The organism is Citrobacter sp. SX206 (assembly GCF_024181025.1).
GTDB classification, from domain to species: Bacteria; Pseudomonadota; Gammaproteobacteria; order Enterobacterales; family Enterobacteriaceae; genus Citrobacter; species Citrobacter youngae.
In genome coordinates this window covers 3,666,353-3,686,193 of record NZ_CP049738.1, presented here as the reverse complement: position 1 = coordinate 3,686,193, position 19,841 = coordinate 3,666,353, and the positions used below count along the sequence as shown (strand labels likewise).

At 48.2% G+C, this 19,841-nt stretch carries 17 protein-coding genes; 15 read left to right on the top strand and 2 right to left on the bottom strand.

Features of this window, described 5'->3' with window-relative positions:
* The first annotated feature begins 31 nt into the window (after nucleotides 1-31).
* The gene (dinB, locus tag G8S19_RS17925; RefSeq protein WP_253685638.1) at nucleotides 32-1,087 is read left to right on the top strand and encodes a DNA polymerase IV; all 1,056 of its coding nucleotides are present in this window, start codon (nucleotides 32-34) and stop codon (nucleotides 1,085-1,087) included.
* A gap of 101 nt (nucleotides 1,088-1,188) precedes the next feature.
* On the opposite strand, the gene pepD is transcribed toward dinB, so the two are convergent.
* The gene (gene pepD / locus G8S19_RS17920; protein WP_048212531.1) at nucleotides 1,189-2,646 is read right to left on the bottom strand and encodes a cytosol nonspecific dipeptidase; all 1,458 of its coding nucleotides are present in this window, start codon (nucleotides 2,644-2,646) and stop codon (nucleotides 1,189-1,191) included.
* Between the two features lie 261 nt (nucleotides 2,647-2,907).
* Between pepD and gpt the strand changes: the two genes are divergently transcribed.
* The 3 genes from gpt (at nucleotide 2,908) to crl (ending at nucleotide 5,168) form a co-directional block, all read left to right on the top strand.
* Nucleotides 2,908-3,366: a xanthine phosphoribosyltransferase gene (gpt, locus tag G8S19_RS17915; protein ID WP_048212530.1), complete on the top strand. Its 459-nt coding sequence runs from the start codon at nucleotides 2,908-2,910 to the stop codon at nucleotides 3,364-3,366.
* Between the two features lie 98 nt (nucleotides 3,367-3,464).
* Nucleotides 3,465-4,709 (top strand): esterase FrsA, encoded by a 1,245-nt coding sequence (gene frsA, locus G8S19_RS17910; protein WP_061067342.1) that lies wholly within the window; start codon nucleotides 3,465-3,467, stop codon nucleotides 4,707-4,709.
* 57 nt (nucleotides 4,710-4,766) lie between these two features.
* Nucleotides 4,767-5,168 carry a sigma factor-binding protein Crl gene (crl, locus tag G8S19_RS17905; protein WP_005133595.1) on the top strand — a complete coding sequence of 134 codons (402 nt, stop codon included), beginning with the start codon at nucleotides 4,767-4,769 and terminating at the stop codon, nucleotides 5,166-5,168.
* Between the two features lie 56 nt (nucleotides 5,169-5,224).
* Here crl and phoE read toward each other — a convergent pair whose 3' ends face one another.
* On the bottom strand, nucleotides 5,225-6,280 hold the full coding sequence (gene phoE / locus G8S19_RS17900; RefSeq protein ID WP_048212528.1) for a phosphoporin PhoE: 1,056 nt from the start codon (nucleotides 6,278-6,280) through the stop codon (nucleotides 5,225-5,227).
* 289 nt (nucleotides 6,281-6,569) lie between these two features.
* Between phoE and proB the strand changes: the two genes are divergently transcribed.
* The 11 genes from proB to G8S19_RS17845 all read left to right on the top strand — a co-directional run bounded on the left by proB (nucleotide 6,570) and on the right by G8S19_RS17845 (nucleotide 19,821).
* The gene (proB, locus tag G8S19_RS17895; protein WP_124020703.1) at nucleotides 6,570-7,673 is read left to right on the top strand and encodes a glutamate 5-kinase; all 1,104 of its coding nucleotides are present in this window, start codon (nucleotides 6,570-6,572) and stop codon (nucleotides 7,671-7,673) included.
* Between the two features lie 11 nt (nucleotides 7,674-7,684).
* Nucleotides 7,685-8,938, top strand: coding sequence for a glutamate-5-semialdehyde dehydrogenase (gene proA / locus G8S19_RS17890; RefSeq protein ID WP_124020704.1), 1,254 nt, complete (start codon nucleotides 7,685-7,687; stop codon nucleotides 8,936-8,938).
* Nucleotides 8,939-9,209: 271 nt separating this feature from the next.
* Nucleotides 9,210-9,929, top strand: coding sequence for a Crp/Fnr family transcriptional regulator (locus G8S19_RS17885; protein WP_061067344.1), 720 nt, complete (start codon nucleotides 9,210-9,212; stop codon nucleotides 9,927-9,929).
* Between the two features lie 596 nt (nucleotides 9,930-10,525).
* Nucleotides 10,526-11,113 carry a common pilus major fimbrillin subunit EcpA gene (locus G8S19_RS17880; protein WP_061067345.1) on the top strand — a complete coding sequence of 196 codons (588 nt, stop codon included), beginning with the start codon at nucleotides 10,526-10,528 and terminating at the stop codon, nucleotides 11,111-11,113.
* Between the two features lie 52 nt (nucleotides 11,114-11,165).
* Entirely contained in the window at nucleotides 11,166-11,843 is a 678-nt protein-coding gene (locus G8S19_RS17875; protein ID WP_061067346.1) for a hypothetical protein, read from the top strand.
* 58 nt (nucleotides 11,844-11,901) lie between these two features.
* On the top strand, nucleotides 11,902-14,394 hold the full coding sequence (locus G8S19_RS17870) for a CS1-pili formation C-terminal domain-containing protein (protein WP_124020705.1): 2,493 nt from the start codon (nucleotides 11,902-11,904) through the stop codon (nucleotides 14,392-14,394).
* A gap of 4 nt (nucleotides 14,395-14,398) precedes the next feature.
* Complete coding sequence (locus G8S19_RS17865; protein WP_061067347.1) at nucleotides 14,399-16,015, top strand: hypothetical protein; 1,617 nt, start codon at nucleotides 14,399-14,401, stop codon at nucleotides 16,013-16,015.
* Nucleotides 16,012-16,707: a fimbria/pilus periplasmic chaperone gene (locus G8S19_RS17860; protein ID WP_043015294.1), complete on the top strand. Its 696-nt coding sequence runs from the start codon at nucleotides 16,012-16,014 to the stop codon at nucleotides 16,705-16,707. The genes G8S19_RS17865 and G8S19_RS17860 overlap by 4 nt, the downstream gene beginning before the upstream one ends.
* A 144-nt stretch (nucleotides 16,708-16,851) precedes the next feature.
* Complete coding sequence (locus G8S19_RS17855; protein WP_061067348.1) at nucleotides 16,852-17,583, top strand: winged helix-turn-helix domain-containing protein; 732 nt, start codon at nucleotides 16,852-16,854, stop codon at nucleotides 17,581-17,583.
* Nucleotides 17,558-18,031, top strand: a complete 474-nt coding sequence (locus G8S19_RS17850) for a hypothetical protein (RefSeq protein WP_121584245.1) — start codon at nucleotides 17,558-17,560, stop codon at nucleotides 18,029-18,031. Before G8S19_RS17855 ends, G8S19_RS17850 begins: the two co-directional genes overlap by 26 nt.
* A 341-nt stretch (nucleotides 18,032-18,372) precedes the next feature.
* Entirely contained in the window at nucleotides 18,373-19,821 is a 1,449-nt protein-coding gene (locus G8S19_RS17845) for an EAL domain-containing protein (protein ID WP_116360953.1), read from the top strand.
* Nucleotides 19,822-19,841: the final 20 nt, after the last annotated feature.

Genomic DNA, 19,841 nt, shown 5'->3' with positions numbered 1-19,841 from the left:
TATACTTAAACAGTGTTGTGAGAGGTGAGTCATGCGCAAAATCATACATGTCGATATGGACTGCTTTTTCGCGGCGGTGGAGATGCGTGATAATCCCGCCCTGCGTGACATTCCCATTGCCATTGGCGGTAGTCGTGAACGCCGGGGAGTTATCAGCACGGCCAATTATCCGGCGCGTAAATTTGGCGTGCGCAGCGCGATGCCAACCGGAATGGCGTTAAAGCTGTGCCCACATCTTACCCTGTTACCCGGTCGTTACGAGGCTTACAAAGAGGCCTCTCGCCAGATTCAGGCGATCTTCTCCCGCTACACCTCACTCATCGAACCGCTTTCGCTGGATGAAGCCTACCTGGATGTCACCGACAGCATTCATTGCCACGGCTCCGCGACGCTGATCGCCCAGGAGATCCGCCAGACGATCTTCAACGAACTACAGCTCACCGCCTCTGCCGGGATTGCGCCGGTTAAATTCCTGGCAAAAATCGCCTCCGATCTCAATAAACCCAACGGGCAATATGTGATAACCCCTGCTGATGTCCCTGAATTTCTCAAAACGTTGCCGTTGGGGAAAATTCCCGGCGTCGGCAAAGTCTCCGCCGCTAAGCTGGAATCAATGGGATTGTGTACCTGCGAAGATGTTCAAAAATACGACCTGGCTACGCTGCTCAAACGTTTTGGTAAGTTTGGCCGCGTGTTGTGGGAGCGCAGCCAGGGGATTGACGAGCGGGACGTCAACAACGAGCGGCTGCGTAAATCCGTCGGCGTCGAGCGGACGCTGGCGGAAGATATTCATCAGTGGTCAGAGTGCGAAGCGATTATTGAGCGGCTCTATCCTGAACTGGAACGGCGTCTGGCAAAGGTCAAGCCGGATCTGCTGATCGCCCGCCAGGGGATAAAACTCAAGTTTAATGATTTTCAGCAGACCACGCAGGAGCACGTCTGGCCGCGCTTAAATAAAGACGACTTAATTGCGACGGCACACAAAACCTGGGAAGCGCGTCGGGGAGGGCGAGGCGTGAGGCTGGTGGGATTACATGTCACGCTGCTCGATCCACAAATAGAAAGGCAGTTATTGTTGGGGCTTTGACGTTGATGTATTGCCGGATGGTGGCGTTAAACGCTTTATCCGGCCTACAAATCTGCTTGTAGGCTGGATAAGCACAGCGCCATCCGGCATTTAGCGCAGACTTACTTCGCCGGAATAGACTTCAGCAGTTCAGTCAGAAGCCGCCAGTAGTGGCCGACGCTTTCGATATGAACCTGCTCATCCGGGGAGTGTGGGCCGGTGATGGTTGGACCGATGGAAACCATGTCCATTTCCGGATACGGTTTTTTGAACAGGCCACATTCCAGACCAGCGTGAATGATCTGAATGTTTGGCGTTTTATTGAACAGACGCTGATAGGTTTCACGAACCAGGTGCATAACCGGAGAGTTCGCATCCGGCTGCCAGCCTGGATACGCGCCTTTGGCTTCGGTTTTGGCGCCAGCCAGTTTACCCAGTGAATCCAGCATGCTCACCACGTAGTCTTTACCGCTGTCGATCAGCGAGCGAACCAGGCAGTGGATCTGAACATTATCGTCAGTCATGGTTACCACACCGACGTTCAGCGAGGTTTCTACCACGCCTTTGGCGACGTCAGAATTGCGGATCACACCGTTCGGGGTGGCGTTCAGCAGACGAATGAAGCTATCGCGAGACGAGGTAGTCAGCGCGGCTTTGTCGTTAGTCACGGCATCCAGCAGCAGCGCCAGGTTTTTCTCTTTGGCTTCCAGTTCGTTTTTCAGGATTTCCTGGTAGGTGCTGACCAGCGCTTTTAACGCATCAACTTTATCGGCAGCCACGGCGAGGGTAGCGAAGGCTTCACGCGGAATCGCATTGCGCAGCGTACCGCCGTTGAAATCAACCAGACGCAGATCTAACTCTTCAGCGTGGCCTGCCAGGAAACGTACCAGTAGCTTGTTCGCGTTACCGAGACCCACATGGATTTCGCCGCCGGAGTGACCGCCTTTCAGGCCTTTTAACGTCAGCTTAAAGCTCTGGAAGCCAGCCGGGATTGCTTCACGGGACAGCGGCAGGTTAGAGGTAAAGTCGATCCCGCCCGCGCAACCCATATAGATCTCACCTTCTTCTTCTGAGTCGGTGTTGATCAGGATATCCGCTTGCAGCCAGTTCGCCTGCAGACCAAATGCGCCGTCCATGCCCGCTTCTTCGGTCATGGTCAGCAGCACTTCCAGCGGACCGTGTGCCACATTGTCATCAGCCAGTACCGCCAGTGCGGACGCCATACCGATACCGTTATCTGCACCCAGCGTGGTACCACGGGCTTTTACCCACTCGCCATCAATATAAGGCTGGATCGGATCTTTGGTGAAGTCGTGCACGGTGTCGTTATTTTTTTGCGGGACCATATCCAGGTGCGCCTGCAAAACGACCGGCTTGCGATTTTCCATGCCAGCGGTAGCGGGTTTACGAATCAGGATATTACCAACCTGATCGCGCTCGACGTGGAAACCTTTCTCCTGGGCCCAGCTCAGAATGTGTTCAGCGAGTTGCTCTTCATGGTAGGACGGATGAGGAATAGAACAGATTTTGGCAAAAATATCCCACAGCGGTTGCGGGGATAACTGAGACAGTTCAGACACGTTGAGTCTCCTTGGCGATGTCCTGCAAAATTGACTTGCAGGCCACGGGGTTAGCGGAATTAAAAACACCACAAGTCAGGCTTGCGCGATGCGATTGAGAATACCACTTTCTTCGCTGACGGCTAGTATAAAGCATGCAAAAAGAGGCGCGGATTCTGCGAAACACTGGTTTTTAGTGCGTCAGATCTCTATAATCTCGCGCAACCTGGTTCACCCTCAATTTATTAATTAGCCGTAGATAAACAGGCTGGGACACTTCACATGAGCGAAAAATACGTCGTCACCTGGGACATGTTGCAAGTCCATGCACGTAAACTGGCAAGCCGCCTGATGCCTTCTGAACAATGGAAAGGCATTATTGCCGTTAGCCGTGGTGGTCTGGTGCCGGGCGCATTGCTGGCGCGTGAATTGGGTATTCGCCATGTCGATACCGTATGCATCTCCAGCTACGATCACGACAACCAGCGCGAACTGAAAGTGCTGAAGCGTGCGGAAGGTGACGGTGAAGGTTTCATCGTGATCGATGACCTGGTAGACACCGGTGGTACCGCCGTTGCTATCCGCGAAATGTATCCTAAAGCGCATTTCGTCACGATCTTCGCTAAGCCGGCTGGTCGCCCGCTGGTGAATGACTATGTGGTTGATATTCCGCAGGATACCTGGATTGAGCAGCCGTGGGATATGGGCGTGGTATTTGTTCCGCCGATCTCTGGTCGCTAATCTAAAAAGTTTTCAACGCCCGCACTGTCGGGCGTTGTTCTTTTTGTGCGGTGTCAGGTTACACTATGCCTTAGTGAGTACTCATGGAGGCCGTAATCATGTCGCAGGCTAACCTCAGCGAAGTTCTGTTTAAACCCCGCTTCAAACATCCTGAAACGTCAACGTTGGTTCGTCGTTTTAACCACGGCGCGCAGCCATCTGTGCAGTCCGCTCTGGATGGTAAAACAATCCCGCACTGGTATCGCATGGTGAATCGCCTGATGTGGATCTGGCGTGGGGTCGATCCGCGTGAAATCCTTGAGGTGCAGGCGCGTATCGTCATGAGCGAAGCCGAACGCACGGATAAAGATCTCTACGATACGGTCATTGGCTATCGTGGTGGAAACTGGATCTACGAGTGGGCGAAGCAGGCGATGGACTGGCAACAGAAAGCGTCTATGGAAGAGGATCCGCAGGTGAGCGGACGCCACTGGCTGCATGCTTCCACGTTGTACAACATTGCAGCATACCCGCATTTAAAAGGTGATGAGCTGGCAGAGCAGGCGCAGGCCCTGGCCAACCGCGCTTACGAAGAGGCGGCCCAACGACTGCCAGGTACATTGCGCGAGATGGAATTTGCCGTTGCCGGCGGTGCGCCGATAACCGGCTTTCTGCACATGCCAAAAGGCGACGGCCCGTTCCCGACGGTGCTGATGTGCGGTGGTCTGGATTCTATGCAAACCGACTACTACACCCTGTATGAGCGCTATTTCGCTCCGCGTGGTATCGCCATGCTGACGCTGGATATGCCGTCGGTTGGGTTCTCGTCAAAATGGAAACTGACCCAGGATTCCAGCCTGCTGCACCAGCACGTATTAAAAGCGCTGCCGAATATTCCCTGGGTGGATCACACCCGTGTGGCGGCATTCGGTTTTCGCTTTGGCGCTAACGTCGCAGTACGCCTGGCCTATCTTGAATCATCGCGCCTGAAGGCGGTGGCCTGTCTGGGACCGGTGGTTCATGCGTTGCTTAGCGACCCACAGCGTCAGGCTTCAGTACCGGAAATGTATCTTGACGTTCTGGCCAGCCGTCTGGGGATGCACGATGCGTCCGATGAAGCGCTACGCGTCGAGCTAAACCGCTATTCATTAAAAGTACAAGGGCTGCTGGGGCGACGCTGCCCGACGCCAATGCTCTCGGGGTTCTGGAAAAACGATCCGTTTAGCCCGGAAGAGGAATCTCGCTTAATTACGTCGTCATCTTCTGACGGTAAGCTGCTGGAGGTTCCGTTCAACCCGGTGTATCGCAATTTTGACAAAGCGCTGCAAGAAATTACCGGGTGGATCAATCATAGATTGTGTTAATAGATTGCTAAATTTTATTGGTTTGGTAAAACAGTTGCTTCACCTAAGGAGATCGCAATGACGTTACCGAGTGGGCACCCGAAAAGTAGATTGATCAAAAAATTCACCGCGCTTGGCCCGTACATCCGCGAAGGGCAGTGCGAAGATAATCGATTCTTTTTCGATTGTCTGGCTGTTTGCGTCAACGTGAAACCGGCACCAGAGAAACGTGAATTTTGGGGCTGGTGGATGGAGCTGGAAGCGCAGGAGAAACGCTTTACGTACAGCTACCAGTTTGGTTTGTTCGATAAAGACGGCAACTGGACCGCCGTGCCGATTAAAGAGACTGAAGTGGTAGAGCGACTGGAATACACCTTACGCGAGTTTCATGAAAAGTTGCGTGGGTTGTTAACGACGCTGAATCTGGCGCTGGAGCCTGCTGACGACTTTAAGGATGAGCCGGTTAAATTAACGGCATAATGAACAACAAAATGCCGGATGGCGGCGCAACCCCATCCGGCATTTTTTATGTTACATCAGAACTGATAAACCATACCGACGGCCACGATATCATCATCGTTGATGCCCAGTTTATTATCGCTATCGAGCTGGTTGATTTTATAATCAACAAACGCTGACATATTTTTGTTGAAGTAGTATGTTGCGCCCACGTCGATATAATTCACCAGATCCTCATTACCTACGCCTTCAATATCTTTACCTTTCGACAGCACATAACCCAGGGATGGACGCAGACCAAAGTCAAACTGGTACTGAGCAACCACTTCGAAGTTCTGAGTTTTGTTAGCAAAGCCACCGGAAATAGGTGTCATATTGCGCGTTTCAGAATAGAACGTTGCCAGATAAATGTCGTTGGCATCATATTTTAAACCTGTCGCCCAGGATTCTGCTTTATCGCCAGTACCCCGGTTTTGCAGGTTCTGCTGATTGGTACGGTCGGAGTTGGTATACGCACCACTGATGGCGAAATCGCTGCCGCCAAAGTCATACGTCACGGAGGTACCAAAGCCGTCGCCGTTCTGTTTCTTCACATCGCGGTCCTGGTTTTTGCCCTGATATTGCAGGGTAAGATCCAGACCATCGACGACGCCGAAGAAGTCGGTATTACGGTAGGTCGCCAGGCCGCTAGCACGTTTGGTCATAAAGTTATCGGTCTGCGCGGAAGAGTCGCCGCCGAATTCCGGGAACATATCCGTCCAGGCTTCCACGTCATACAGCGCACCCAGGTTACGACCATAATCAAACGAGCCAAAATCTTTTAATTTCACACCGGCGAAAGCCAGACGTGTTTTTTGCTGATTGGTTTCGTTTTCCGCTTTATTCCCTGCGAACTCAGCTTCCCAACGACCATAACCGGTCAGTTGATCGTTAATTTGTGTTTCGCCCTTAAAACCTAAGCGGATATAGCTCTGGTCGCCGTCTTTGCTGTCATAATCAGTCATGTAGTGCATCGCTTTGACTTTGCCATACAAGTCCAGTTTATTACTGTTCTTGTTATAGACTTCTGCCGCCTGTACGGACGCCGATGCAACAATTCCCATCACCACTAATGCCAGAGTGCTCTTTTTCATTTTCATTCCTGATTTAAAGTACGCGCTAATATTTACTGGGTGTGATCCCCGTTAAAAGACAGGAGGGTTTTTAACGTCTGGCAATGAACGTTTTATGACAAAGTAAGAATATTTTTAAAAAAGAATGTTTTTTTGTGTCTGTAATAAATGCGTCAAAGTCTGCCGCTACGCTTGCTGATCCTGCGCAATAAAATTTCATGCTTTGTGCGCTGGCTGTTGGCAACCGGGGCCAGTCCTGCTAAAACGTTCGTTTGATATCATTTTCCCCAATTTTGAATGGCAGAGAATCATGAGTGACAGCCAGACGCTGGTGGTAAAACTTGGCACCAGTGTGTTAACGGGCGGATCGCGCCGCCTGAACCGCGCCCATATCGTAGAACTGGTTCGCCAGTGCGCACAGCTCCACGTCGCAGGACATCGTATTGTTATCGTTACTTCGGGCGCGATTGCCGCCGGACGTGAGCATCTTGGTTACCCTGAGCTCCCGGCAACGATAGCTTCGAAACAGCTGTTGGCGGCGGTAGGGCAGAGCCGATTGATTCAACTGTGGGAACAGCTGTTCTCGATATACGGTATTCATATCGGGCAGATGCTGCTAACGCGTGCGGATATGGAAGACAGAGAGCGCTTCCTCAACGCCCGCGATACGCTGCGCGCGCTGCTGGATAACAACATTGTTCCGGTCATCAATGAGAACGATGCGGTGGCGACCGCTGAAATTAAAGTCGGTGACAACGACAATCTTTCGGCGCTGGCGGCGATCCTTGCCGGAGCCGATAAGCTGCTGCTGCTGACCGATCAGCAGGGGCTGTTTACCGCCGATCCGCGCACCAATCCGCAGGCGGAGCTTATCAAAGACGTGCACGGTATTGATGATGCGCTGCGCGCCATTGCCGGAGACAGCGTCTCTGGTCTGGGAACCGGTGGTATGGGGACTAAATTACAGGCCGCCGACGTGGCCTGCCGCGCTGGGATCGACACCATAATTGCCGCAGGCAGCAAACCGGGCGTGATTGGCGACGTGATGGAAGGCGTTTCCGTTGGGACGCGTTTTCATGCTCAGGCTTCTCCACTGGAGAACCGTAAACGCTGGATCTTTGGCGCGCCGCCTGCCGGGGAAATTACCGTCGATGAGGGTGCTACCGCAGCGATTCTGGAACGCGGCAGCTCATTACTGCCAAAAGGGATTAAAAGCGTGACAGGCAACTTTTCTCGTGGTGAAGTGATCCGCATCTGCAATCTCGAAGGGCGCGATATTGCCCACGGCGTCACCCGCTATAACAGCGATGCGCTGCGCCGTATTGCCGGACATCACTCACAACAGATCGACACCATCCTGGGCTACGAATACGGTCCGGTTGCTGTCCATCGCGACGATATGATTACCCGTTAAGGAACAGGCATATGCTGGAACAAATGGGCATTGCTGCCAAAGCTGCGTCATATAAGCTGGCGCTACTCTCCAGCCGCGAAAAAAACCGCGTGCTGGAAACAATCGCTGATGAGCTGGAAGCGCAAACGGAAAGCATCCTCAGCGCGAACGCACAGGATGTTGAACAGGCGCGTGAAAATGGCCTGAGCGAAGCGATGCTTGATCGCCTCGCACTGACCCCGGCACGCCTGAAAGCCATCGCAGACGACGTACGCCAGGTGTGTAATCTCGCTGACCCGGTCGGGCAGGTGATTGACGGTGGTCTGCTGGATAGCGGTCTGCGTCTGGAGCGTCGTCGCGTGCCGCTGGGCGTGATTGGCGTGATTTATGAAGCGCGTCCTAATGTCACCGTTGATGTGGCTTCGCTGTGCCTGAAAACGGGCAATGCAGCGATCCTGCGCGGAGGAAAAGAGACGTACCGGACGAATGCCGCCACTGTTGCGGTGATCCAGCATGCGCTGCAAGCCTGCGGTTTACCGGCTGCCGCGGTGCAGTCGATTGATAACCCGGATCGTGCGCTGGTCACTGAAATGCTGCGGATGGATAAGTACATCGATATGCTGATCCCTCGCGGTGGCGCAGGGCTGCACAAGCTGTGTCGTGAGCAGTCGACTATCCCGGTTATCACCGGTGGTATTGGCGTATGTCATATCTATGTAGATGACACGGCGGAGATCGCCCCGGCACTGAAGATTATCGTTAACGCCAAAACCCAGCGTCCGAGCACGTGTAATACTGTCGAAACACTGTTGGTGAATCAGAGTATCGCTGAGCGCTTCCTGCCTGCTCTAAGCCAGCAAATGGCAGAAAGCGGCGTGACGCTTCATGCAGATGATGCTGCGCTTGCCGCGTTGCAGGCCAGACCGGCAAACGTCGTAGCGGTAAAAGAGGAACAGTATGACGATGAGTTTTTATCGCTGGATCTGAACGTGAAAATCGTCACCAGCCTGGATGATGCCATCGCCCACATCCGCGAGCATGGTACCCAGCATTCCGATGCGATCCTGACGCGTACGCTACGCAACGCCGATCGTTTTGTGAATGAAGTCGATTCTTCCGCTGTGTATGTGAACGCCTCCACCCGTTTTACCGATGGCGGTCAGTTTGGGCTCGGGGCGGAAGTGGCAGTTAGCACGCAAAAATTACACGCGCGTGGCCCAATGGGGCTGGAAGCACTGACTACATACAAATGGGTTGGCTTCGGCGACGACACGATCCGTGCGTAATTGAAAACGGGCGATGCCATAATAGCACTCTGATTTTCAAGGCTATTAAGGCATCGCCCAGTTAATTCTAACCTTCACTCCACTGCCACATTTTTTCTATCCTGCGTTTTAACATCATCAGTCTGGTTTTGACCCATGCGTCCCTGCGCCATAAAGGCGATGTATCACAGAATTTTCCCCGCCAGCATGAATTTTCCTGGTCTTCAGTTCACGTATTGTTCCCATGGCCCGATCTATTAGAATCAGTCTCATTTTTATGAGGAGTTGTTGCGTGAAATCGGATATTCACAAACATCGCATTCCTGTTGTGCCGCTCGGCAACCCGTTTCCCCCCCGCCATTGTTCACTGTGTCCAAAGGGAGCGGCAATTGATCGTGATAATCAACACCGATTAATAGACAAAAGAAGAAGGTTTAAAGCAGGGGAGATACTCGCCAGGCAGGATGAAGCCGCAAACATGCTTTTTGTTATTCACGAGGGATACTGCAAGTCCAGCGTGGAATGCGGTGATAACGATTTTATCAGTCGCTTTTATGTTCCGGGAGATATCATGGCGCTGGATGCTGTCGAAGGGGGGAAGTACCTGACAACGATTAAGGCGGCAACGGCTGCGGAGGTATGTCATATCGATATTGCGCGGTTGTTCAAAGTAGCAGAAAAGGATCCGTCGGTTGCTGCCGCAGTCATCAAGTTTCTCTGCAGGGACAATGGATTCATTGTTGAAAAACTGCGGCGCTATGCGAATAAACATGCTGAGGCCAGGATCGCTGCTTTTCTGGTGGAATTTTACGAGATGCATTTACGTATTGGCAGGCCAGAAACGACGCTACACTTGCCATTCTCCCGGGAGGAAATTGCCAGTTATCTTGACCTTAAAATTGAAACTGTTAGCCGCTCATTAAAATCCCTCGAACAACAAAATTTGATTACCCTACATCGAGTGCGTACGGTAACACTTAATAGTTATTTGGGATTAAAAGGTTTCAGCTAAATCTCTCATGGTTGAACGTTATATAAATCTTGATATTCCAGGAATATTCTTTTTATATGGAAAATTCCTGGTTTTATTTTTGTGAAATAATTATCAATTCGAATACTAATCCTCCAGATTAGTGCTTATTTTATAAGAATATTCCCTCATATATGAATATTTTATGAGAATTTTCTTGTGAAGTTAAAAATTTAGCATAATTGCAACAAATAATAAGCATTATAGAGAAAATATGGAGGTGTTAATTATCTTTATGTTTTGTAAGGGTTTTGCTTAGGTGCTATTTGTATGATCTTTTTGATATTTATCAAAAACATAAAAAAGATGAATTGTTTGGTATTACTTATTTGTGTGGATGATAATTCTGAAACATGGCATATTTTAAGTAATTGCGTCTTAGGAAACTTCTTAGATAGATTTTTTGGTGGGAAAATTCTTAGTTTTTTGTAATTTTTGCGTTTCGGGGTTTGTTGAGATGTTACTTAATTCAAATGATAATTTTTTGGCGCGGCAATTCTGGCTCGCAATTAATGGAACCGCTGGAGTGATTTAAAAATAAGACTCGGTGGTGAGTTTGTTCTTAGGAGAAGATAAAAATGAAAAAATTATTATTAGTAACCTCTCTGGCTTCTGTATTTGTTGCAGCAAATGCAATGGCAGACGTTACTGCTTCTGCAACTGCCTCGTGGGACGCGACGGCAACAAAAGATACCACCAGCATGTTGGTTGTCACTCCGCTGAACTCTTTGACTTTCCAGTATGCTGAAGGACTGAACGCCTTCAACTCTCAGGACGGTGCTTTTGATGTGACTATTCAGGGTCAGGAAACGGCAACTGATTTTGAGCTGACTGCTCAGATCATTAGTAACACGCTGACCAACGCCAGTGGCGATGCATCTACCCTGAACGTAGGGGTGGCATGGAATGGCACCGCGCTGACTAATTCATCAGATACTGTCCTGGTTAACTCCAGTTCGACTTCTGGTCTTGAAAGCCTGATGGCTGATGGCGCTTATAACGGTGCTGCTCGTGTCAGCGATCAATCCAACTTCAAATTCACCATCGCGTCAGCGACTTCTGATGGTAGCCAGGCAGTAACGGATTACTCTGCTCTGCCAGACGGCTATTGGACCGGCGATGTAAAAGTACAGTTTAATGCAACCTGGACGACTCCGTCTGCCTAAGTAATAAAAATTCGGGAGAATTTTTTCTCCCGAATTTATCAGGAATGGCGTCATGAAAAAATATTTACCGACAGCGATGTTGGTAGGGTTAGTAGCATCTTTTCCCGGATGGGCAATTAATGTGGGTGAAATCACATCGATAATGACTTCTGCTGAGAGTTCATTATCGAAAGAAATTACTAATACAACTGATGCGGCGCGTTATGTCAGTGTTTCGGTAAAACAATTGTCATCACCTTTGGCGGGGGGAGTCGAAATAAAGCCTGTTAATTCCGGAGAGTTACTTTCTACACCTGCCAATCTTATTCTTCCTGGTCAGGCAAAGGATGTTTTTCGCTTCTTTTATAAAGGACCAGCAGATGATCTCGAACGTTATTATCGTCTGCAATGGATAGATGAGCCGGTCACCGAGAGCGCGGAAACCCGGGCGAATAAAATGGCGGTTGCAACAGCGTCGGCAGAAATTGGCACTATTCTGGTGGTCGCTCCGCGAAAAGAGCGTTTTGAATATAGCCGCAATGGCGATGTTATTACCAATACTGGCAATGTTTCGTTTCGTGTGATCGCCTATGGCGCCTGTAAGGATAAGGCTCGCGATCAGGGACGAGGTTGTCGCGAACGTTATTACATTATGCCGGGTACGAAAATAAAATTACAGTTTACCGACATCAGCAATAGCCGTTCACGCATCGGTATCTGGCACGGTAAGCAGTTTATTACAGTGAAGTGATGGTCGATTGCAGCCATCTGTACGGGATAAATAAAAATACCGGAATGTAAGGATGCATATGACAACAATAAATATTGTCGGCGGTAGCATTTGTCTTTTTCTTGCGCTGACACCAGGAACTTCACATGCAGCCCCAGTAAAAGTGGGTAATTACGTTATTCCCAGTGCTTTCGCCCGTTCACTGGAGCAGGGAATGACGGTGCCGGTATATATTCGTTACAACGAGACTGACGAGAAAAGTCAGCAAAAAATTGCCGATGCGGTGATTTCGCTTGTTGATGGCAATATTACAGTTAAAGCCCTGACTCTTGCTGAATTGCCTAATAATGCCGTGTTATCTGGAAAAACTCGTGCGTTGGTAGAAAAAATTCGTGATGTGAAATTTCACGATAACACCAATATCGAGCTATCGGACAATGCACGCCTGCAGCTCAACGTCTCTTCATTTCACCTGGAGATGATTGTCAGCAAAGATGCGTTAACTGAAGCGATTGTCGCACGCAGTAGCCTGCTTGGACCTTCCAGCGTGGAGTCTCTCTCTAACGTCCTGAACTATAACTTTGGTACCTACTACAACGATTATCATAATGGCAGCAGTACCCGCAGCTATCTGACGGTTGACAACACAACATCGCTGCGTGAGCACCATATCAACATTAACGGTTCGTTTTACGGCATCGGCGACAGCAACGGCACCAGCAAACTTTATCGTGCGATGTATGAGCGTGATTATGACGGTTATCGACTGGCGCTCGGGATGCTCGACACCTGGAATGTCCAGTCTATTGCCAGCCTGAATGCACTGAATGGCGGGAAAATTTACGGTGTGAGCTACGGAAACAAAGGAAGTACGGTTGTTGAGAATACCGCGCTTTCACTTACGCCGATTACCGTATTTTTGCCAGCCGCTGGCGAGGTTCATGTCTTCCGTGATGGGCGTTTGCTCAGCGTGCAGAACTTTAATATGGGCAGTTATGAAATTGATACCAGTCGTTTTCCGTATGGTGTTTATGACGTCACGGTAGATATCGTGGTCAATGGCCGGACAATTAATAGTCGTATCAGCAGGGTTAATAAAATCTTTGCCCGCCAGCAAGCTGCCGGGATTGATCAGCTCTCGTGGCAGCTGTTTGGTGGTTCACTGGATTATGACCGTGTGAGTTATAAGCGAAATCATTATCAGGATTTGGGCAGCGAGCAGACCTGGATTGCCGGGGGGGCCGCATCGGTGACGCTGGCGATATTGTCGGGGCTGGGCCTGAAGTCCACGCTCTACGGTTTTGACAACAATGCGGTTAATGAAACGGATGTCACGCTCAATGTGAATGAATACGTAAGCATTGGCAATCAGACGCTGGTGGCGAACGATTCGTCATGGCGAAATATCAGTAACATCAACCTTAATGTACCTGAGGGATACGGTTCCCTTTGGGCATCTCGTGAAGACAGTAAAATTGGCGATCGTCTGCCCATGCAGGAGCGTGATAATTATTCCATTGGCGGGACTCTTAACCTCGGAAAGTTTATTCCTCATGGCGGCTCGCTCACCGTGAGTCAGACGGAGAATCGCTACTCGGGAAATAAATATCGTAATCTGGACTACAGCACGACCCTTTATTCAGGCAGGTATGCCACGGTTGGGTTGCGTGCAGGTATTCAGCGTTATTACTACAACAACCGGAATGACGATGGGCGACAGGAACGTTATGTCAGTCTGGATTTATCGTTGCCGTTGGCATCCTGGTTGAGCATGGGCGTCTCCCGGGATCGCTATGGCAGTACTCAGGGTAATCTTAGCGCGCGCAAGCAGTATGCTGAGGGCCCGATTAAATCGGTCGGATTGTCGGCATCAACGCGTCTGAGTGGTGAACAGTATTACGACAATAATTATTCGGTAAACGGCAATTTGAGTTATGACACGAAATATAACGCCGGCACCGTATCGGTAACGCGTTCTGCTGACAACTCCACCAATATGAACTTCTCTTCCCAGGGTTCTCTGGCGTGGGCAGGTAAAGATTTCGGCCTGAGTAAAGAGCGGCAGCGGTCCGGCATCATTGTGAAAACAGATTTGACCGGCGAAGGGAAACTGGCTGCGAAGATTAATAACCGCAACTATCTTCTCAGCGGTAAATCAAATTTCATTGCACTGCCGCCCTATGCTCAGTACAAGCTGGAAATCCTCAATGATAAAAACTCTGAGGACAGCTTCGATATTGTTTCAGGACGCAAACAGGAGCTGACGCTATATCCGGGTAATGTGGGTGTTATCAACCCTGAAGTGAAAAGCATGGTCACCGTATTCGGGCGCATTCGTTATCCCGATGGGCAGTTGGCTGCAAATACCGATATCCATAACCACATCGGTAAAACGCGTACGGATGAAAAGGGTGAGTTTGCTATTGATATCGATAAAAAGTATCCGGTCATCACGTTAATTTCAGCCAATGGCAGCATATGCGAAGCCGATCTTGATTTGGAAAAAGCACGGGGCGCAGCGTGGATTGGTGATGTGAAATGTGCAACGCAAACCACGATGGCGCAGAGGTAATAAAATGAAAGTATTGATTAAATTAGCTACTGTAATCTGTACCGTAGGGAGTTTTTCACCTGTGCCTGCTTTGGCGTTGAATGCAATCTCTTCGGGATCAGTCAGTAATAACTATTTGTTTATCGAAAATGCCATTGATAGTGAATACTTTATTACCCCATCGGCACTTGATCCACGTTTCAGCGGATCAAACACGTGGATAAAATACGGTACCTCTCAGGTCAGTCTCGGGTATTTAGGTTTTGTCGGCTGGACTGCGCCTGGAAATTATTATCAGGACATGTGGATTGATAACTCCCCGATTAACGGGCCTTTCCGGGGAATCCGTTGTTATAGTGGCACTCAATGTCCATCAACCGGGTTTATTGCCGGATTGGGCACAGACAAAAACGGTTTTTATCATGCGCAGGTCGGCTCTGTCGCAGGCGTTATTGGTGGCGCCTACGGATTCGCTTCCCTGACCGATACTGCTTATGAGTACTTTCGCAATGTGCCTACCGGTAGCAGCGAAACCTATGTGTTCAACCGCTGTTATACTTCTGTGAATTATGATTATTCTTCCGGGCAACGGTGCAAAGACCAATCGACAGGATCATGGAATTACGTCAATTACACGTTAACTAAACGCGGTCATCTGTCACTTGTCTCGACTAACGCATTTCAGGAGCTTTGGGTTGCCAGCGACGGTACGCCGAGCATCACCAAAGACTCTGGTTATTGCGAACTTGGCGTGGTGGGCGGTACTGACGGTGTGATTTGCAAAATGGTGAGTTATAACTTGCAACAAACGGCCAATCTGACCGCCTCCTTGACGTTTCGCGCTTTTGTCGACACGGCGATGCTAGGTTTTACGCCCGGAGCGGCCACCGTGAGATACTCCGGGAATGGTTCAAACTGGTATAACTATGGTACTTCAACTGCTTATTACAACGTTTTTACGACCTCTGGAGAATACATTTATATTTTTCTGTCAAAAGCATTTTTGAAGAATCTTGTCGATTCAGGGATCAGCATTACTAACAGTCAGCCCTTTACCTTCGGCTTTTATAATGGCTTAACACCAGAGTCAGGACACTACCAGTTTACCCCTTCGCTACAGCTCAATATTGTGCCGAAGGAGTATGGGATCAGTATCGTCTCTTCGGACAACACAGCTTCTGCGAGCGGTAGTGGCACGATTGGTGATGCCGCTCCTATAGAAATGGATTACACCGTAACCGTCTCTGGCCCCCGTCAGGCCGACAGTATCACCGCGCAAGTTATTGGGGAAAGTACGACGATAAACAGTGTGCCCTACTGTCTGTTTACGTCTGCGCAAGGCGGGCTGTCCGTCCCCATTCCCGCTTTTCTGCAGTACAACAGTCAGTCGGGGGGCGTGGTGCAAAAACGAAATAGCTGCAGTGAAGCGGCAGTCAGTATGAGAGATGCGCAGTGGCAACAGACGCCCTGGGACGCAAATAACAATGACGATGGAAGCTATTATGCTACTGATTTAAAGTTGCTTTTCCCAATGAATGATTCGCGTTCGATGTTAACCGTTTCCGGCGCTGACTGGGAAGGTGTCGTCAGCGCTAGTGGAGAGATAAAAGTCACGGCGAATTGGGTGGGAGTGACGCCATGAACCGCCGTCGTCTGGCGCTTAGATGGGTATTTATTCTACTTTCCGGTCTGACAGCATTCTCTACACAGGCAGTCTACCTGGAGTCGACCATTTATGAGATGCCGTCGGATAAATCATTTATCAGTAAACGAATCTATAACGATAGCCAGAAACAGAATTTATACAGTATCGGCGCAGTAAAAATTGATAAGCCGGGACCGGGAGGAGAAAACAGAAGTGCTATTGCTGAAGGCGAACTTCTGTTTACTCCGCTGAATTTTTCACTGGCTCCGCAGGCGAGTGAGTTTTTTAAGATTTTCTACCGTGGGCCGCAGGATGATAAAGAACGCTATTACCGAATTCTGTTTCGTGAAATGCCGATCACGCTGTTTACTGAACGTAATCAAGGGAAAGGCGGGCAGGCTCTCCCGGTGATCGCTATGGACACCATATTGGTTGTTCGCCCGAGAAACATAAATCTGGCCTACACCATTGATGAGGCTAACGGAACACTGAAAAACACCGGGAATACTTTTTTTAAAATCATCGTACACCAGGGGTGTAACTCAACCGATGATGAAGCCACCATGCGTTATGTGTTGCCGGGTGAAACCTGGCGTAGCAGCGAGCTGAAAACTAAAAACCGAAAGTTTATCGTAGCGTTGCAGAAATACATTCCAGTGGGTCAGGGGTGCTTCAAACTCAATCAATAGTAAGTATTGAGTCTGATCCGATATGTCATGGTTAGATATCGAACCTATACTGTAACTATCTTTATACAATGCAGTAATCAGCTTGGCACAGATGAAACTTTGGTCATTTGTACTCCATGTCACGGTATTTAAGAGTCAGGTAGTATGAAAAGTATAATTAATGATCAGGTTGAGTACGATTCCACCAGAAAAAGCCTGAAACATCGCGATACTACAATAATCCTTTCGGCATCTACAGCGAGACTACTTGAGCTATTCATTGCCTATAAAAATCAACAACTCCACCGTGAGTTTATCATAGAAGAAGTATGGAAGAAGCATGGCATGGCCCCATCGGGTCATAGCCTTAATAAAAGTATCAGTATATTGCGAAAAGCATTTAGTGAGTTGGGGGCCGAAAACCCCATTGAAACGTTGCCCCGGCAGGGATTTTTGTTCCATGCTTCGGTCAATGATGAACAGTCATCTTTCAGTAGGGATGTACCTGTTCGTTCGGTAACAGAAACGGTGAATTCACCCGCAACACCGAAACGCAAAAATATTCTTCTGTTCATTTTGTTGTTCGCTTTTCTTGGGAGCGCGGTTTTGATATTGCCAGCTCTTAACTCAGGTACCACGAATTTTATCTATATCAGGGCAATAGGTGATTGTGAACTTTATACTGCCGATGACAATAATGCTGATAAAACGAAGGCATTTTTATCTTCTGATATGTGGCGAAAAGTAAATACAATTTGTCATAATGGCAAGAAAACAATTGTTTTTTATGATGATAATAATTTATCGGCAGGTAATAATCTTAAAGAGAATTTTTTGGGGATCTGTACGCTGGATAAAGGAGGGGTTGCCCGTGAATGCGAAAATTATCTTTATTAGCGGGGTGATCTTTCTTGCTGTGATAACAGCATACTTTTTTTATCGCCATCAAGAACCTGAGACGTTGACCTGCTCTGCCAAGAATTACCTTCATTTGCAGGCGCAAACTCAGGGGGTAAAAATTGAAGGTGAAGTTCTGTTGGTTTTTCGTATTTCTTCCACTACCGAAGGGCGGGTATCCCAGGTAGGGAGCCTTAATATTCAAGGTAAGCACTATGCTGTAGATCGTAATGTTGTTCTGAATTTTATTGGCAAAGACCGCGACGGATATTTGCAAACTCGTCGCCAGGCTATCGTCAAAAACAAAAATGATAATGTTCCCGATGAAATTACCGAACTGCTTATGTCTCAACAGGATATTTTCTATTATAAGGTCATCCGTATCGCCGGAAATGTCTATGCGATAAGAGATCTGCGACGTACGCTCATGGTTTGTCGGGCAGCATGAATCGAGGTAATATGTTAGTATTTTGATTTTTGTGGTTGTATGTTTTGTTGTTTCTTATGTTTGTAGTCTTTTATTTTGCCTCGTGGTGAAAATGAGTAAAAGGATTTGTACTGGTGAAAATTAGGAATTTTCCTTTTCCGATATTTAAAATGGATTTACCATTTAATGGGAATACGCATATGGATAATTGTGATTATAAAATCTGAAACTACGTGATATGACTTATGGATAAAGTTAGTTCACGAACCGCCTTATAATTGCTGGAGGCTGAAGGTATTGTATATTCTCTCGTGTATATAACGAGGGACCTGCTATGCCATAAATTTAAGTTGGTGGTAACTATGAATATGAAAAAGGTTTTTCTGCTCAGTTATGATATTTTTCTTTTCTCAGGGATAAAAGCATGGCTGCCAAATCTGGTACTGGTTGATGCGCGATCATTTATTTCTGGTACGCAGTCAGTTATTCCACGACACCCGTCCTGTTTGCTGGTGATCGATAACCGGTTACCATTGCTCCTGGTCAGGAAATGGTTTCAGAGAAATAGCACGCAGTTTATCAACATAAACTGTATTGTTCTTCGGATGAATGAAACTCGTTCTGTTAATCGAGGATACGAGGAGTATGCTTTCATTAATGGACGAGAATTATCTGATCAATTGATTTCTCAGCTAAGAGCCAATTTAATGGCACCCAATGAGGTTGTGGAGGTCACTAAAGGTTCGACGATGTTTACTTTTCATTTGACTGAATTTGAAGAGGAAATGTTGTATGCATCATTCACAAAAGAAAAGTTGCACGATTTTTGTATTGCTAACTCACTAACAACTAAGTCAGTGTATCGATATCGGGAACGGATAACCGCTCGCCTGGGATTTTCTCATTTTAATGAAACCATCATTTTTTTAACCAGGAATAATTTATTGCATGAAGGTTACCCGACAAACAATTATTCTGGTGAGAATGTAATTTACGGCGAAGCATATGATGTCTCAGATTCTGGTCGACTGAGTATGGCAATAAGGAATGAAGAAATCATTCCTTATTTTCAGCCCATCGTAAATATCAATGGGGACGTCTGTGGCGTTGAGGTTTTGGCTCGATGGCCACAGGGCCATAATTATGCGATTTCTCAGCGTGAGTTTATACCTCTGGCTGAAAAAAGTGGCTTAATGAATGAGTTAACGAGCTATTTAATGACCACCGTTGCGCGTAATCTGGTCGACGGAAGCGAGGGGATAAATAAAACACTATTCGTCTCCTTTAATGTCAGTCCATCAGGTTTAAGTAATCCCGTTTTTTATTGGGAATGCCTTAACTTTATGGAGATAACGCAAAGACTACCGATAAAATTAATGATTGAAATAACCGAAAATCAGACTCTCACTATCACTCCAGCCATCAAAGAGCTGATACGATCGTTGCGAAACCGAGGGGTTCTGTTTGCTTTAGATGATTTTGGGACGGGATACGCTAACCTCTGCTATCTCAATGAGTTAGACCTGGATGTTATCAAAATTGATAAAACTTTCATCAAGGCTATTAAAGAAGCTGAGCAACATATCCCTATGCTCGAGTCAATCATTCATCTTTCCGGGCTCCTGGGATTACGCATGGTGGCGGAAGGCGTTGAATATGGCTATCAGCAGCAATGGTTGGGGAAAAATAATGTGGATTACCTGCAGGGCTATCAATTTTTACCGCCAGTGATGTTTGATGATTTTATGCGTTTTTACAAGCAGTCTGTAGGGCTGTTTGAATCAGCGTCGGATTCAACTTTTTCAGCGTAAACCTGTCGGGAACATCAGGG